The organism is Nocardiopsis halotolerans DSM 44410 (assembly GCF_000341065.1).
Taxonomy (GTDB): Bacteria; Actinomycetota; Actinomycetes; order Streptosporangiales; family Streptosporangiaceae; genus Nocardiopsis; species Nocardiopsis halotolerans.
Genome location: NZ_ANAX01000027.1, coordinates 42,071 through 57,346 on the forward strand (window position 1 = coordinate 42,071; position 15,276 = coordinate 57,346).

At 71.1% G+C, this 15,276-nt stretch carries 17 protein-coding genes; 14 read left to right on the forward strand and 3 right to left on the reverse strand.

Features of this window, described 5'->3' with window-relative positions:
* Nucleotides 1–20 precede the first annotated feature (20 nt).
* Entirely contained in the window at nt 21–599 is a 579-nt protein-coding gene (locus tag D455_RS35765; RefSeq protein ID WP_017569066.1) for a TetR/AcrR family transcriptional regulator, read from the reverse strand.
* Nucleotides 600–1,163: 564 nt separating this feature from the next.
* Here D455_RS35765 and D455_RS0101885 point away from each other — a divergent pair.
* The 6 genes from D455_RS0101885 (at nt 1,164) to D455_RS0101910 (ending at nt 6,528) form a co-directional block, all read left to right on the forward strand.
* A complete protein-coding gene (locus D455_RS0101885) occupies nt 1,164–2,309 on the forward strand; it encodes a hypothetical protein (protein ID WP_017569067.1) in 1,146 nt (381 codons plus the stop codon).
* Nucleotides 2,306–3,055 (forward strand): L-threonylcarbamoyladenylate synthase, encoded by a 750-nt coding sequence (locus tag D455_RS28915; RefSeq protein ID WP_017569068.1) that lies wholly within the window; start codon nt 2,306–2,308, stop codon nt 3,053–3,055. Before D455_RS0101885 ends, D455_RS28915 begins: the two co-directional genes overlap by 4 nt.
* 206 nt (nt 3,056–3,261) lie before the next feature.
* Nucleotides 3,262–3,567 (forward strand): inositol monophosphatase family protein, encoded by a 306-nt coding sequence (locus tag D455_RS0101895; RefSeq protein ID WP_241480135.1) that lies wholly within the window; start codon nt 3,262–3,264, stop codon nt 3,565–3,567.
* Between the two features lie 357 nt (nt 3,568–3,924).
* On the forward strand, nt 3,925–4,854 hold the full coding sequence (locus D455_RS0101900) for a ribonuclease Z (protein ID WP_017569070.1): 930 nt from the start codon (nt 3,925–3,927) through the stop codon (nt 4,852–4,854).
* A gap of 148 nt (nt 4,855–5,002) precedes the next feature.
* Nucleotides 5,003–5,776, forward strand: a complete 774-nt coding sequence (locus D455_RS0101905; RefSeq protein WP_017569071.1) for a putative protein N(5)-glutamine methyltransferase — start codon at nt 5,003–5,005, stop codon at nt 5,774–5,776.
* 44 nt (nt 5,777–5,820) lie between these two features.
* Complete coding sequence (locus tag D455_RS0101910) at nt 5,821–6,528, forward strand: ArsR/SmtB family transcription factor (protein WP_017569072.1); 708 nt, start codon at nt 5,821–5,823, stop codon at nt 6,526–6,528.
* Between the two features lie 60 nt (nt 6,529–6,588).
* On the opposite strand, the gene D455_RS28920 is transcribed toward D455_RS0101910, so the two are convergent.
* Nucleotides 6,589–7,689 (reverse strand): FUSC family protein, encoded by a 1,101-nt coding sequence (locus D455_RS28920; RefSeq protein ID WP_241480136.1) that lies wholly within the window; start codon nt 7,687–7,689, stop codon nt 6,589–6,591.
* Between the two features lie 162 nt (nt 7,690–7,851).
* Between D455_RS28920 and D455_RS35010 the strand changes: the two genes are divergently transcribed.
* The 8 genes from D455_RS35010 (at nt 7,852) to D455_RS0101950 (ending at nt 14,218) form a co-directional block, all read left to right on the forward strand.
* Nucleotides 7,852–7,992: a hypothetical protein gene (locus tag D455_RS35010; RefSeq protein WP_241480137.1), complete on the forward strand. Its 141-nt coding sequence runs from the start codon at nt 7,852–7,854 to the stop codon at nt 7,990–7,992.
* Between the two features lie 311 nt (nt 7,993–8,303).
* Nucleotides 8,304–8,789, forward strand: coding sequence for a MarR family winged helix-turn-helix transcriptional regulator (locus tag D455_RS0101920; protein WP_017569074.1), 486 nt, complete (start codon nt 8,304–8,306; stop codon nt 8,787–8,789).
* A 337-nt stretch (nt 8,790–9,126) separates the two neighbouring features.
* Nucleotides 9,127–10,161, forward strand: a complete 1,035-nt coding sequence (locus D455_RS0101925) for an aminotransferase class V-fold PLP-dependent enzyme (RefSeq protein WP_017569075.1) — start codon at nt 9,127–9,129, stop codon at nt 10,159–10,161.
* Nucleotides 10,162–10,256: 95 nt separating this feature from the next.
* On the forward strand, nt 10,257–10,991 hold the full coding sequence (locus tag D455_RS0101930) for a class I SAM-dependent methyltransferase (RefSeq protein ID WP_017569076.1): 735 nt from the start codon (nt 10,257–10,259) through the stop codon (nt 10,989–10,991).
* A 267-nt stretch (nt 10,992–11,258) separates the two neighbouring features.
* A complete protein-coding gene (locus D455_RS0101935; RefSeq protein WP_017569077.1) occupies nt 11,259–11,690 on the forward strand; it encodes an Rrf2 family transcriptional regulator in 432 nt (143 codons plus the stop codon).
* A gap of 260 nt (nt 11,691–11,950) precedes the next feature.
* On the forward strand, nt 11,951–12,367 hold the full coding sequence (locus D455_RS0101940; protein ID WP_017569078.1) for a nuclear transport factor 2 family protein: 417 nt from the start codon (nt 11,951–11,953) through the stop codon (nt 12,365–12,367).
* Nucleotides 12,368–12,476: 109 nt separating this feature from the next.
* Entirely contained in the window at nt 12,477–13,043 is a 567-nt protein-coding gene (locus D455_RS0101945; protein WP_017569079.1) for a TetR/AcrR family transcriptional regulator, read from the forward strand.
* Entirely contained in the window at nt 13,040–14,218 is a 1,179-nt protein-coding gene (locus D455_RS0101950) for an FAD-dependent oxidoreductase (protein WP_017569080.1), read from the forward strand. The genes D455_RS0101945 and D455_RS0101950 overlap by 4 nt, the downstream gene beginning before the upstream one ends.
* Nucleotides 14,219–14,337: 119 nt before the next feature.
* On the opposite strand, the gene D455_RS28925 is transcribed toward D455_RS0101950, so the two are convergent.
* Nucleotides 14,338–15,063, reverse strand: coding sequence for a transglutaminase domain-containing protein (locus tag D455_RS28925; protein WP_017569081.1), 726 nt, complete (start codon nt 15,061–15,063; stop codon nt 14,338–14,340).
* Between the last annotated feature and the right edge of the window lie 213 nt (nt 15,064–15,276).

Here is a 15,276-nt window from a genome sequence, read left to right on the forward strand (position 1 = left end):
AACATGTGCTGCGGTTCAGGTCAAAGGGAGTCGATCGTCGCGTCGACCACCCGGTCGAGCCGACCCGCGTCCTCGGTGACACGTGCCACCAGGCGCATCCCCACAACGGTGTTCATGAGCAGGCTCCCCAGGGCGGCGGAGTCACGCCCGGGAGCGATCTCTCCCGCCCGCTGCCCCTCCTCGACCAGCCCCCGAAAGGCGTCCTCGGTGAGGTCGAGCATGCGACGGACGAGTTCGGTCGCCTCCCCGTCGACTCCCGCGAGCTCTGCGGTGGTGTTCACCGCCATGCAGCCACGGCGGTCCGGATCGGCCAAATCCATCTCGGCGAGGGCCGTCAACGCCTCGCGGAGGCGGACCTTGACCGGACCGGGCCGCTCGAGCATCTCCACCAGAGCGGCGGTCTGACTGTCGCGATACCTGCGCAGCGCCCGCCGGAAGAGCTCCTGCTTGCTGCCGAACGCGTTGTAGAGACTTCCCTTCCCGATGCCGAGCGCGTCCACGAGGTCCTGGGGAGTGGTGGCGGCGTATCCCTGCCTCCAGAACACCTCCATGGCCTGGTCGACGGCGGTCTCCGGATCGAACTGCTTGGGCCTTGCCATGGGACAGACACTAGCTTTTTCTGTACCTATAAGTCAATAACTGATGTGCCGACCTCGGGAACCGGGGGCGCCGAAGCCGACCTCTGAGAGGTGTGGCGCTGCTTGCGGGGCGCGTCCAGATCGGTGTGCGGCATCGCCTCGACCAACGGTTGATGGGGATCAGGCCTGGCCGGACGCCCCGACCACGGCCGCACCGCCGCAACCCCACTGGGTCCGCGCGCCACCGACCCGGAACCCTCCAGACCCGGTGCGCGCACGGCCGGGGGCGGAACACCTTCGACGCGGTAGCCGGACCAGCCGCACGGCTCCGGCGCTCCGAACCGGGTGGCGGGCTGCGCGGAGTCGCACGATGACGCGGGGTGTTCCACCGCTGGTCGCGCCCGCTCATACCGGCGAAAGCTATGCGTTCACACGGGCGGACGATCGTTTTCCGCTGAAGGCACGGTAAGCATGATGCAGAAAACGATTGGAGTGACGTCCGTGGACGTGGTTCGGGAGTCTGCGCTGGCGGGTCGTGTGGTGTTGTGGGAGGAGTCGGCCCGAGACGGAGCCCAGGCCAAAACCTTGATCCCGCCCGCGGCCAGGGTGCGGTTGGCCCAGGAGACCGGCCAGACCTTCGGTGCCGACGGCCCGCGTCAAGTCGTCTTCGCGGCCGGCTTCCCGGCCGTGTGCGATGAGGAGTTCGAAACCGTACGCCGGGTCGCGTCGGAGGCCCAGGACGCGGTGAGCGTGGCGGCGGTGTGCCGAGGAGCCCGCCGGGACGTGGAGCAGGCGGTCGCCTCGGTGGAAGGCAGCCGTCACGCCCGGGTGATGGTGGTGGTACCCGCCTCGGAGGCCATGGCCCAGGTGATGGTCCATCGCACTGCGGCGGAGGCACTCGCGGCCGGAGTGGACCTGGTCAAGCATGCCCGTGACCTCGACGACGGGGTCGCGGTGGACGTGTGCCTGGCGGATGCCTCCCGTGCCGACCACGCCTTGATGGCGCACTCCGCGCAGGAGCTCACGGGAGCCGGGGCCGGGCTGGTCGTTCTGGCCGACACGGTGGGAGCACAGCTACCCCATGACTGCCGGGAGATGTTCTCCCGGGTACGGGCGGGCGCCGGCGACGAGGTGGTCCTCGCCTCGCACCTACACAACGACCTCGGACTCGGGCTGACCAACACCCTGCAGGCGATGGCCACCGGGGTGCGGGTGGTGTCCAGCTCGTGGCTGGGCATCGCCGAACGGGCGGGCATGGTCGCCACCGAGCAACTGCTGTTCCTCCTCGCCCGCCACGGCACGGAGCTGCTCGGCGCGGACGCCGAACTGTGGTGGAGGAAACCGGAACTGACCCGTCTGCCGGGGATCGCGCGACTGGTGGTCGAGGAGACCGGGGTCCCGCTGAGCGTCACCACGCCCGTCGTCGGCACCGGGGTGGGCACGATCTCCACCGGCACCCCCTTCGTCCACCCGCGGCTCTTCCAGCCCTACGACCCCCAACAGCTCCTCGGCATCGAACCGACCGTCGTCCTCACCCACCTGGCCAGCGCCCGCGTGGTGACCGCCGTGGCCTCCCGCCTGGGCAGGACCCTCAACCGCGAACAGACCTCCGCGGCGATGGCATGGGTGAAGTCCCGTGCCTTCCGCACCGGGCGGGCCGTGGTCGACGACCACGCGTTCACCGACTACCTCGACGGCCTCACCCACACCACCGCCGGGAGCGCCTCGTGAGCCCTGACGACGGCACCCGGCCCCGCACACCGGTGACCCTGGCCGAGGCCCGGCAGGCCCTGGGCCGCGACACGGCGATCGTGCTGCCGAACCCCGCGCCCCTCACCCACGTGATCACCGCCACCACCGCGTCCGCCGTCAACCGCGCCAAGGGCCGTGCCCCCCAACAGCCCGTCGCCCTGTGGGCACACCACCCCGACACCCTGCGCACCCTCGACGGCGTCTGGGCCCTCACCTACGAGGACCGTATGCTGGCGCGACGCCTGCTGACCGAGGAACACCTCACCGTCCTGCTACCGCTGCACGCGCAAACCGAGCGGCCGGCCTGGCTGGAACCGGCCGTCAAGGACGGGTGGGTTCTACTGTTCGGCACCCGCTGGCAACCGCTCCGCCCGCTCCTGGACGACCATCCGGTGCTCTACGTCAGCAGTGCCAACCGCACCGGCCACCCGCCCGCCGCCACCACAGGTGAGGCCCTGGCCATGTTCCCCGCCGCCGTACCCGTCCTGGAACGGCCGGGCCCCGGGTGGGCGAACCCTGCCGTCGGGGAAACGCGCAGGCGGGCCACCACCACGGTCCGAATCACCGGCGAAGGACAGCTACGTCTGCACCGGCATGGCGCACAGGACCGGCGCCACCTCTGCGCCGACGCCTACCTGCGCCATCTGCGCGCCCGGTACACGGCCGCGGGCGGCAGGACCACCGCCGGTTCGAGCACCGGGGACGATCCTGGTGGAGGCCGGTGACCGAGTAGTCGGTGTCCTCCTCTCCCCGGGTAGTCACCCCTCGGCACCGCTGGGAGCGTAGCGGTTCCAGGCCCCTTCCGCCTGAGCGATCATCGGAGCAGGGCCCCGAGTACGAAGCGACGCGGCGCAGGTGAAAACCGCTAGCCCCACGAGACGAGGAGGGGTCGGTCTGTGAGGCCATGAACGAAAACGTGTGGAACACCCAGGTGGCACAGACCATCCCCACCCTCGACTGGTCGAGGACCGACCCCGGTACACCGCTCCCACGCAAACCATCCGCCGGATCCGGCACCTGCCACGGCGGCCTGCTCGTCGCGACGGGCCAGGTGGACGCCTTCCTCCTGATGGGAGCAGGCCCCTGGGACATCGCCGCGCTGGTTCCCATCGTCGAGGAGGCCAAAGGGGTCTTCAGCGACCTGACCGGCCAACGGCGCATCGACACGGGCACCGCCCTGTTCGCAGGACCCGGTCTCCACGACCAACTCCTGAACCTGGCCGCGTCCGCCCACTGACTCGATCGCCCACCCACAGGAAAGCACCGACACCCTGCCACGCCGCGACCTCACCCCGCTCCCTGCTCCCTCAGCAGCGCACGGACCGCCGTTCGGACGTCCCCCCTCCTCCAGACCGCGCAAGGCGGCCACCGCAGAAGTATCCACACGACACGGCCACCAACACGGGGACCGCCAACCGGGCACAACGGGCCCCACCCCCCAGAACACGGCACCTCCAGACCCGGCGACCACCCACACACACCGGCACGAACCCCTCCACCCAACGCAAGCGAAACCCCCTCGCCGAGGCACCCCCCACCACGCCCGGCCCGCACGGCCGCGCCCACACCCCGCACCTGTGGCAGGATCCCCCTCATGTCCGTACGCGAACTCGTCGTCCTGGGCACCTCCAGCGCCGTGCCCACCCGCCGCCGCAACCACAACGGCTACTTCCTGCGGTGGGACACCCACGGCGTCCTGTTCGACCCCGGCGAAGGCACCCAACGACAAATGCGCCTGGCGGGCCTGGCCGCCACCGACATCACCCGCATCTGCATCACCCACTTCCACGGCGACCACTGCCTGGGCCTACCCGGCACCATCCAACGCATCGCCCGCGACCAGGTCCCCCACACCGTGCGCGCCGCCTACCCCCACCAGGGCCACCACTACTGGCAGCGCCTGCGCCACGCCACCGCCTTCCACGACACCGACGTCGTCCTGCCCCAACCCGTCGGCGGCACCGGAACCTGCCTCCTGGGAGAACAGGACCTACACATCACCGCACTCCCACTACGCCACTCCACCCCCACCTACGGCTACCGGCTCACCGAACCGGACGGCTGGCGGATGCTGCCCGACCAACTGGCCGCCCACGAAATCCACGGCCCCCTCATCGGCCGCCTCCAACGCGAGGGCTCGGTCACCACCGACGACGGACGCCAGGTCACACTGGCCCAGTGCGCACGACCCCGCCGAGGCCAGGTCATGGCCTTCGTCATGGACACCGCCGAATGCGAGCAGGCGGTGGAACTGGCCCGCGGAGCCGACATGCTGGTGATCGAATCGACCTACCTGGACACCGAACAGCACCTGGCCCACGCCCACGGCCACCTGACCGCACGCCAGGCCGGACGCATCGCCCACCACGCCCAGGTCCGCAGCCTGGTCCTGACCCACCTGTCCGAACGCTACGAACACCACGACGACACCCACTTCCTCACCCAGGCCGCCGCCGAGTTCGACGGCCCCCTCACCCTGGCCCAGGACCTGCAACGCATCCCGGTACCGGCCCGCGACTCCTGACCCGCATGGGATAGAGTGACCGGGCACAAGGCAGCACCGACCGAGGAGGTGAGAACGATCCCCCTGCCAGTACCCGGGCGTTCCCACCACACAGGACACACCACCACGTCCTGACCACAACGCCCGACGGTTCACCCGAAAGGCTTCCGTGGCATCCCCACACTCCCCGGTCCCCGCCCTCATCGACCGTCTGCGCCAGGCGGGCTGCGTCTTCGCCGAGCAGGAAGCGCACCTGATCACCACCACCGCGCGCACCCCCACCGAACAGGACCACATGGTCGCGCGCCGCTGCGCGGGCCAACCCCTGGAACACGTCCTGGGCTGGGCACTCTTTCGCGGACTACGCGTGCAGGTGGACGAGGGCGTGTTCGTCCCCCGCCCCCGCACCGAGTTCCTCGCCCAACGCGCCGCCGCCCTACTCACCCCCGGCGCCCTGGCCGTGGACCTGTGCTGCGGCTCCGGCGCCCTGGGCGCGGCCCTGGCCCACACCCGCCACGACATCACCCTGCACGCCGCCGACATCGACGCCGCCAGCGTGGCCTGCGCCCGACGCAACCTGCCCGGCCACACCGTCCACCACGGCGACCTCTACCACGCCCTGCCCACCCGGTTGCGCGGCCGCATCCAGGTCCTGGTCGCCAACGTGCCCTACGTCCCCACCGACCGCATCGCCCTGCTACCCGCGGAGGCGCGCGTGCACGAACACCGCCGCGCCCTGGACGGCGGCACGGACGGCCTGGACCTACTACGCCGCGTCACCGACCAGGCCCGGCACTGGCTCGCACCCGGCGGACACCTCCTGGTCGAAGTCGAACAGCAACAGATCCCCGCCGCCCGCCACGCCTTCACCCGAGGCGGCCTGTCCTGCACGGTCGCCACCTGCCCCGACAGGGAAGCCACCGTACTCACCGGCACCCGCTGACACGTCGGCCACCACCGCACCGCGGCCAGGCCATCCTGGAGGGTATGCACACGCCACACGCCACCCACCTGGCCTCCCTGGCCGCCCTGCTGGCCGACCCCACCCGCGCCCAGGTGTGCCTGGCCCTACTGGACGGGCGCGCCTGGACCGCCGGTGAACTGGCCCGCCACACCGGTGTGGGACCCTCCACCATCAGCGAGCACCTGACCCGCCTGGTCCAGGGCGGACTACTCACCCAACAACGCCAGGGCCGCCACCGCTACCTACGTCTGGCCGACCAGACGACGGCACACCTGGTGGAAACCCTGGCCGCGCACACCCCACCCCCGCCTCAGCACCAACGCCCACGCACCCTGCGCGCCGCCCGCGCCGACCAGGCCCTGGCCAGGGCACGCACCTGCTACGACCACCTGGCCGGAGAACTGGGATGCGCCATCACCGAAGCCATGACCGCACAAGGCCTACTGACCCAGGAGAGCGGATTCGCCCTCACCCCAGCCGGACGATCCTGGTTCACCGACCACCGCATACCACTCCCGCACACGAGCACACGCCCCCTGGTCCGCTCCTGCCTGGACTGGACCCAACGCCGCCCCCACCTGGCCGGAGCGGCCGGAGCCGCACTGTGCCACCACGCCCTCAACGAACACTGGTGTGAACGCGTGGGCTCGGGCCGGGCACTGCGCGTCACCGAGCAAGGCCACCGGGCCTGGCGCGAACTCCTGGGCCTGGACACCACCACACCCCACTGACACCCCCCGCATGAAGGCCGACACGAAACCAACCCCCACCCCACAAGCCCCGCGACACCACTAGGCCAAGGCGCCGTCCAACAAGGCACGGGCACGACGACGGACGCCCTCGACCTCCTCAAGGCCCGGCCCCCGCGCCCAGGGCTCCCCCGCGGCCAGAGCATGGGACTCACCCAACGCCACCAGAGTGCACGCGAGCCGCTGACGCGCGGCCGCGTCGGCGCCCCCACACGCCCACACCTCCCGACCGGCCCGCTCACACGCCGCCAGGGCGGCCCGCACATGCTCACCGGCACGACGGTTGGCCACCACCACGCACACCACGAACCCGACCACGGCTCCCAGCACCGTCGCCCACAACCGTTCGGCCGCCAACCCCTGCGCACCCGCACCGGGGTGGGCCAGACCCGACAACGCCAGGGTGAGCGGAGTGACGAACACGATGGCGTAGGAGTAGTTGGTGGCCACCACCAACTCCGCCGCCACCTGACACACCACGACCAACGCGATGACACCCACGGGGGAGTAGCCCAGGAACGACAGGGCGAGGGCCAACACCACCCCCACGACCGTGCCCGCACCGCGTTGCAGGGCGCGATGCCAGGTGGTGGTGACGTTGACCGCCTGCAACACCGACCCGGCCGACACGGCCGCCCAGTACCCGTGCCCCATACCAAGAACCCAGGCCAACACGCCGGCCAGCACACAGGCCAGGGCGATACGCACCACCGACACCGGAGTGGGCGAGGGCGGGCGCAGCGCGGCGCCCAGACGCTGACCCGGTCCCGGCACGGTGTGGTGGCGGCGCAGGTGCGCGACCTCGCGGGCCAACGCGTCGCGTTCATGCTCCTCGACCAGGGGCTCAACCAGGCGTTCGGTGCGCACACGCCGAGCCAACTCGCCCATCTGCGCGGCCACCCGGGCATCCCCCACCCTGCTCCCGGTACCGGTGAGCAGGCTCTGGGCGCGGGCGGTGAGGACCTCCAACCCCTGGTGCGCCGGGGTGCGCCCAGGGCCGGACAGCAACGTGCGCCAGGCGTGCTGGAGGGCGCCCTCGGCCCCAACCCGGTGGGCGGGGGAGGGTGTGCGCAGATGACGGGCCAGGGCGTGCAGGGCGCGCGACCGCCAAACGCTCGGGCGCGCTGGGGTGGAACACGACACCGACCAGGGCCAGGGCCCAGCACAGGGCGGCCGCGGCGGCGGTGGTGGCCACCACCACGGGCACCGCCTCCAGCGTCTGGGGGGGCGTAGGAGGCCACACCCGCGGCGAAGACGAACATCAACCCCGCCGGAGCGCCGAAGCCCAGGGCGTCGGAGAGGTACTTGGCCACGGCGGCCACCAACGCCACGACGGTGATGGCCGCCAGGGGGTGGCCCAACACCGCCGAGGTCAGCGCGCCCAGGCCCACGGCCAGGGTCAGGCAGGCACCGACCAGGGCCAGGATCCGCGCGCGACGGGCGTAGGTGTCATCACGCGCGTACAGGGCGGTGAAGCAACCCATGGCGGCGTAGGGGGCCAGATCGGCGCGCCCGAGGGCGTGCAACGCCAGCAGGGGCAGGGCCACGCACACCCCGGCGCGCACCGCGGTGACGACGATGTTGCCCCGCACGGGCCTGGGCGCGAAGACCCCACGCACACCGAGGGTGGGACGCAACGACACCAACAACGAATAAAAGTAATTCACAAGTAAACTATCTTAGGGTGGTCCCCAGACCCCACACAACACCGCCAACAGCAAGAACACCCACCACCCACCACCCACCCCAAGGACACCATGAGCGACGCCGTCTCCCGCTTCCTCGACAGCTGGTCACACCTTCACCCCGACTTGGACCTGACCAGCATGGCCGCCATGGGCCGCATCCTGCGCCTGGCCGCCCTGGCCAACAACATCACCGAGAACGCACTCGCCGACGCCGAGGTCACCCGACCCGAATTCGAGGTCCTGGCCGCCCTACGCCGCTCCCCCCAAGGACTACGCCCCCGCCAACTCACCCGCGAGACCATCTCCTCCGGCGCCGCCACCACCAAACGCCTCGCCCGCCTGGAAGCCGCCGGACTCCTCACCCGCACCCCCCTCGAACGCGACCGCCGCGAAATCCAGGTCCACCTCACCCCACGCGGCAAGGCCCTGGCCGACACCCTCTTCACCCACCAACTCGACCGCGAAGCCGACCTCCTACACCCCCTGACCGCCGACGAACGCACCCACCTGGCCACCCTGCTCTCCCGCGTCCTGACCCCCATCGACCACGCCTGACGACCACACCCCAACCAGCCACGACACGAATCAGCTCCCGCGCAGCGCCTCAACGACCGCACGTTCGACCGGGCAGGGCCGCTGCGCGTGGAGACCGAACCCACCCACGGGCAACAACGGCGGCTGAGCCATGAAACGCGCAACCGTACCCGGTGCGACTGCGCGGAGCGCACAAGGAAGGGATGACACGAGAAGACGTCCCCGACCGCACCGGTGACCAACACCTCCGGACGGACCTCCCCGCCCCACACCGGCCACACGGAACCCCACGCCCACCGGCCCCCCTCACCACCTCCACACCACCCCGGGCCACCGCCCTGTGACACACTTCCACGCTATGAACACGATCCCCGACCTGTGGCACACCGACACCGTCTGGCTCAACACCGCCCAGTACGGCATCCCGCCCACACCCACCCACCAGGCCCTGACCCAGACCCTGCACACCTGGCACACCGCCACCGGCGACCCCGCCGCCTGGGGCCAGGAACTGGAACAGGCCCGCACCAACCTCGCCGCCCTGGTGGACGCACCCGCCCACGACCTCACCCTGGGCACCAGCACCTCCCAGATCGCGGGCACCATCGCCGCCAGCCTCCCCGACGGCGCCCGCGTCCTGGTCCCCGAGGGCGACTTCGCCTCGATCGTCTTCCCCTGGCACGCCCAGGCCGACCGCGGCGTCACCGTACGCGCCGTCCCCCTGGACGAACTGGCCCAGGCCGTGGACGAACACACCGACCTGGTCGCCTTCAGCCCCGTCCAGTCAGCGAACGGCCGCCTGGCCCCCACCAGCCAGATCGTGGCCGCCGCCCGCGCGGCAGGCGCCCTGGTCGTGGCCGACGCCACCCAGGCCGCCGGATGGACCCCGCTGCGCGCCACCGACTTCGACGCCCTGATCGCCTCCGCCTACAAGTGGCTCATGGCACCCCGCGGCCTGGCCCTGGCCTACCTGTCCCCCACCCTGCGACCGCGACTACGCCCCAACAACGCCGGCCCCGCCGCCGCCCGCGAGGTGGCCACGGCCATGTACGCCACCGACATGGACCTGACCGACACCGCCCGCGCCTTCGACACCTCACCCAACTGGTTCGCGGCCGTGGCCGCGGCCACCTCCACCCGGGTCCTGCTGGAGGTGGGAGTGGAACACATCCACCACCACAACACCACCCTGACCGACCACTTCCGCGCCCTGCTGGGCCAGGAACCGGGACATTCGGCCATCACCAGCGTCGACTCCCCCGACGCCGCCGACCGCCTGGCCCGGGCCGGAGTGGCCACCACCCAGCGCGAAGGACGCACCCGACTGTCCTTCCACCTGTACAACACCATCGACGACGCCGAACACGCCGCCAAGGCCCTCCTGGCGCCCTGACCGGCCGGGTGCGGGGCCCCGGGCCGGAGCCCCCGCACCCCACACGGGCGAAAACCAGATGACCACCCCCGGCGCCGCTGGCACACTCACCCCCCATGAGCGACTCCCCCTACGACTCCCCGGACGTGGCCGCCCTCTACGACGCCCTCAACGCCTGGGCGCCCAGCGACGACTTCTACCTGAACCTGGTCATGGGCGCCCACGCGGTGCTGGACGTGGGATGTGGCACCGGACAGCTACTGCACCACGCCCGCGCCCGTGGCCACACCGGCCGCCTGGTCGGCCTGGACCCGGCCAGGGCCATGCTGGAGGTGGCCCGCACCCGCACCGACATCACCTGGGTCCACGGTGACCTGCGCACCCACACCTGGCACGGGGAGTTCGACCTGGTCACCATGACCGGGCACGCCTTCCAGGAGTTGCGCGCCGACGCCGAGGTCACCGCCGCGCTGAGCGCGATGCGCCGCGCCCTGGCCCCAGGAGGGCTGGTGGCCTTCGAAACCCGCAACCCCGCCGTCCGCCCGTGGGAGAAGTGGACCCCCGTCCACCCTCAACACGCCACCACCGCCCGGGGCGTGCGTATCACCGACGTCAACGATGCCGCCCCACCCACCCCCGAGGGTCTGGTCTCCTTCACCAGCACGACCAGCAGTCCCGACTGGGACAGGACACTGGTCACCCACAGCACCCTGCGCTTCATGGACGCCGCCCACCTGGACACGCTGTTGGCGCGGGCCGGCCTGGCCGCCACCGAGCGGTTCGGGGACTGGGACCGCTCACCCCTGAGCGCGGACAGCCGAGAGATCATCACCCTGGCCCGCGCCCGCTGACCCCCGCGGCCGCGAGACTCCACACCGGCCAGACGCGCCACCCCGCTCGCGCGCCCGTCGCCGCCGACGGCCCCGGTGGCCTCCTCACCGCGGCCACGCGATCGGACGCCGAGGGTGCCCGCGCCCACACCGCCGTGGGAGGGAAAGGTCGGGTACACGCGCCAGGCGGGTTGGCGAGGCCGGTCCGGCCCACCCCACAAGGTCTTGCCGCACGCAGTCGTAACAACTATGGTTACGACCAGGGTCGAGGGGAAGGCGCAGTCCCACATGAGTGCCAACAGCAGGCTGACCATCGCGGCGCACGCCCTGACCTGGATCGGGCTGTATCAGCGGCGTGGCCACGAGGTCGCCACCTCCGAGCAGATCGCCACCAGCGTCAACACCAACCCGGTGGTGATCCGCCGTCTGCTGGCCAAGCTGGGCAAGGCCGGCCTGGCCGATTCGCGGCGGGGGGCGGGGGCGGGCTGGACGCTCGCGCGGGATTTGGCGGCGATCACCCTGCTCGACGTCTACCAGGCCCTCGAACCGGGGCCGGTCTTCGCCCTGCATCGCGCGGCACCGGACCCCGAGTGCGTCGTGGGCCACGGCATCGGACCGGCGCTGACCGCCGTGTACGACGGCGTGGAGGCCGCCCTGCGCCGGGAACTGGCCAGGACCACGCTGGAGGACGTGCTGCGCGACGTCCTGAAGGCCGCCTGACCCGGAACCATCGACTTCCCTGACCGAGGAGGCCGCACCCCACACCCAACGATGTAACAAAAACGGTTACATCAAAGTTCTGGGAAACCCCACGAAACAGCCAAGCCACGAAACCACCCTCACACGGCCGCCGACCGCACCCGGGTTCTCCCCGAACGACCTCGACGCGCCACGCGAGGGCACACCACTGAGCGGCGAGCACCCCCGCCCCAGGAACGACACCCCACCGAAGCACCCCACACGAACGAAGGACGAGGACGATGGCGACGAACACCCACACCTCGCGGACCGTGGCCGAGAAGTTCGTGGAACGCCTCGCCGGGCAGGACCCCGACGGCATCCAGGAACTGTTCGCCCAGGAGATCGACTGGCACGTCCCCGGCAGTGACGCGCTGCCCTGGACCGGGCGCCGCACCCGCCGGGAACAGGTCGCACCGTACTTCACCACGATGTGGCCCCACTTCGCGCACGACCAAAGCAGGGTCGCACTGGAGCGCGTCATTGTCGACGGCGGTGACGTCGTACTACTGGCCGTCTTCACGCACACCGTCGCGGCCACCGGAAAGGAGTTCACCACACCGGCGGCCATGCACCTGGGGATCGAGGACAACCGGATCGTCCGCATGCACCTGTACGAGGACACGCTGACCGTCGCGGAGGCGTTCAACGCCGACTGATCCCCGCGACGGGCACTTGCCAGGGGGTCGGGCACTGTGCCATCCTCGAAATTGGGCGAACGACCAAGGCAAACGCCCAAGGCATTCGACCAAGAAAGGGTGGGAGGGCATGCCACCACGCGGCGCCAACGTCAAGGACCGCCTCACACAGGCAGCAGTCGAACTCATCAGCGAACGCGGCTGGTCAGCGGTGAGCACCCGCACCCTCGCCGAACGCGCTGGAGTCGGCCCCGGCCTGGTCCACTACCACTTCCCCTCCCTCCAGGCCCTGCGCATCCACGCCGCCACCCAGACCCTGCACACCGTCGTCGAACAGGCCGCCGAACTCCTCCAACCCACCACCACACCCCGCCAGGGCCTCACCCTGATCCTGGGCGAACTGGACCGCTACCCCGGCGACGACCCCGCCTCCCGCCTGGTCCACGAGGCCTACCTCGCCGCCACCCGCGACCCCGACCTACGCCAGGCCATCACCGACGTCCTGAACCTGATGCGCCACCACCTCACCCACTGGCTCACCGCCAACGACGTCCCCAACCCCCACCAGACCGCCACCGTCCTGGCCGCCACCCTCGACGGCATCCTGCTCCACCGCGCACTCACACCCGACCTGGCCTCCACCGACATCGAACCCATCCTGGCCCGACTCCTCACCCACCAGGGAGCACACCGATGAGAGCCCTCGTCTGCGGCGCCGGAATCGCCGGACTCGCCGCCGCCCACCGCCTACACGCCCACGGCTGGCAGGTCACCGTCCTCGAACAGGCCCCCGGACCCCGCACCCAGGGCTACATGATCGACTTCTTCGGCCCCGGCTACCAGGCCGCCCACCTCATGGGCCTCCTCCCCCACCTACGCGAGGTCGGCTACCACATCGACCACGCCACCTTCGTCAACCACCAGGGCAAAACCCGCGCCACACTGGGCATCCAACAGTTCTCCCACATGGGCGTGGTCTCCCTCATGCGCCCCGACCTCGAACGCGTCCTACGCCAAACCCTGCCCCAGGACGTCCACCTGCGCTACGACGCGCACCTACACCAGGTCCACGACCACGACGACACCGTCCAGGTCACCCTCGCCGACGGCCACACCCTCCACGGCGACCTGCTCGTGGGCGCCGACGGCATCCACTCCACCGTGCGCACCCAACTCTTCGGCCCCGAAACCGACCACCTGCGCTACCTGGGCCTGCACACCGCCGCCTACATCTTCGACGACCCCCACATCCACGCCCAGGTCACCGGCGGCTTCTACCTCACCGACACCATCGGCGCCCAGATGGGCCTGTACGGACTCCGCGACGGCCGCGTGGCCGCCTTCACCGTGCACCGCGCCCCCACCCCCGACCTGCCCACCGACCCACGCGCCGAACTCCAACGCACCCACGCCGACCTGGGCTGGCTGGTCCCCCGAGCCCTCCACCACTGCCCCGACCCCACACACCTCTACTACGACCAGGTCGCCCAGACCATCGCCCCCCGCTGGAGCCGCGGACGCACCGTCCTGATCGGCGACGCCTGCGGCGCGGTCTCCCTCCTGGCCGGCCAGGGCGCCTCCCTGGGCGTGGGCGGCGCCTTCGTCCTGGCCGAACACCTGGCCTCCGCACCCACCATCGAGGAGGGACTGGGCAACTACGAACGGCAGTGGCGCCCCGAGGTCGAACAACGCCAGCGCGCCGCCCGCCGCACCGCCCACTGGTTCCTGCCCACCAACCGCACCCAACTACTCACGCGCCGCGCCGCACTACACCTGACCCGCCTGCCGGGACTGAGCCGTCTGCTGGCCGGCTCCCTCACCGGCAAACCCACCCCCCTCGTACGCGAACACACACCCCTGACCCACCCCTGACCCGGAACCAGACGCCCAGGGTCGGCAACGGGCCCTGAACCGCCCCCCGGCCAGACCACCCACCAACTCCACGAGAGGACGTCGGCGCCACCGAACCCGACGACCCCCGGCGGCGGCGCTCACACCCACGGCTCACCCACCCGCCGCACCAGATCCACCCGCTCCCGACGACCCGACGGCGACCGACACACCACCCAACCCCCCGGATTCAACCTGTCGTCCCGGGCGTACCAGGCGGCCAACTCCCGCTCAGCCGCCCCATCCCCCTCATCAGCCGCCACCAACAAACGGGCCACCCCGTCGAACACACCATCACCAGCCTCCTCCATGCCCGCCCAGGTGTCCCACAGCAACACCTCATCCCCCTGACGGTGCGCCAACTCCAACAACACATAGGAACGCACGAACCGCTCACCCCGCCACGGCGACTCCGGCGCCACCCCGTAACGCCAAACGTCCACCACCCCCGCACGGTGGGCCAACCACACCTGTGCCGCACTGGCGAAAGGCGCCCCCACCACACCGTCACGGCGTCCGATGTCGCCCACCCGCATCGGCCACACACCCGCCGGATCCAACTGGGTGTCCGCCCACACCCACCGGCCACCGTCCCAGTACTCAGCCACCACGTGATCGACCCCGAACCCGCCCGCGAGATAGGACGCGAACCCCACCCGGGTACGCGCCGCCACCCCACGAGCACGCAACGCCGCCACCGTCACCAACGCGAAGTCCCGACAGCACCCCACCAACGGCTGATCCCTGCCCACCGACCACGGGCCCGGGCAGCGGGCCTGATCGGTGGCCAGCATCGACTCCACCCACCGGTGGTCGATCTCGGCCAACCGGCCACCGGTGAACTCCCGCCCCCGGCCCGGTAGTGGGTGAACACCCCCCGCACCGCGCGCCCGATACCCTCCACGTCCCCCGGCAGCCCCTCCAGCACCGCCGCATACCGGCCAGGATCGGTGTAGGGAGTGTGCCTGGCCCAACGCCGCACCCGCTCCACACCGCTCATCCCCGACCCGCCCCCGCCACACACGGCAGCCGGACCGGCC

What these genes read in the sequence shown, in the direction of transcription:
- D455_RS35765 (WP_017569066.1), bottom strand. Translation starts at nt 599, where the DNA reads ATGGCAAGGCCCAAGCAGTTCGATCCGGAGACCGCCGTCGACCAGGCC.
- D455_RS0101900 (WP_017569070.1), top strand. Translation starts at nt 3,925, where the DNA reads ATGTCCGTACGCGAACTCGTCGTCCTGGGCACCTCCAGCGCCGTGCCC.
- D455_RS0101910 (WP_017569072.1), top strand. Translation starts at nt 5,821, where the DNA reads ATGCACACGCCACACGCCACCCACCTGGCCTCCCTGGCCGCCCTGCTG.
- D455_RS0101920 (WP_017569074.1), top strand. Translation starts at nt 8,304, where the DNA reads ATGAGCGACGCCGTCTCCCGCTTCCTCGACAGCTGGTCACACCTTCAC.
- D455_RS0101925 (WP_017569075.1), top strand. Translation starts at nt 9,127, where the DNA reads ATGAACACGATCCCCGACCTGTGGCACACCGACACCGTCTGGCTCAAC.
- D455_RS0101930 (WP_017569076.1), top strand. Translation starts at nt 10,257, where the DNA reads ATGAGCGACTCCCCCTACGACTCCCCGGACGTGGCCGCCCTCTACGAC.
- D455_RS0101935 (WP_017569077.1), top strand. Translation starts at nt 11,259, where the DNA reads ATGAGTGCCAACAGCAGGCTGACCATCGCGGCGCACGCCCTGACCTGG.
- D455_RS0101940 (WP_017569078.1), top strand. Translation starts at nt 11,951, where the DNA reads ATGGCGACGAACACCCACACCTCGCGGACCGTGGCCGAGAAGTTCGTG.
- D455_RS0101945 (WP_017569079.1), top strand. Translation starts at nt 12,477, where the DNA reads ATGCCACCACGCGGCGCCAACGTCAAGGACCGCCTCACACAGGCAGCA.
- D455_RS0101950 (WP_017569080.1), top strand. Translation starts at nt 13,040, where the DNA reads ATGAGAGCCCTCGTCTGCGGCGCCGGAATCGCCGGACTCGCCGCCGCC.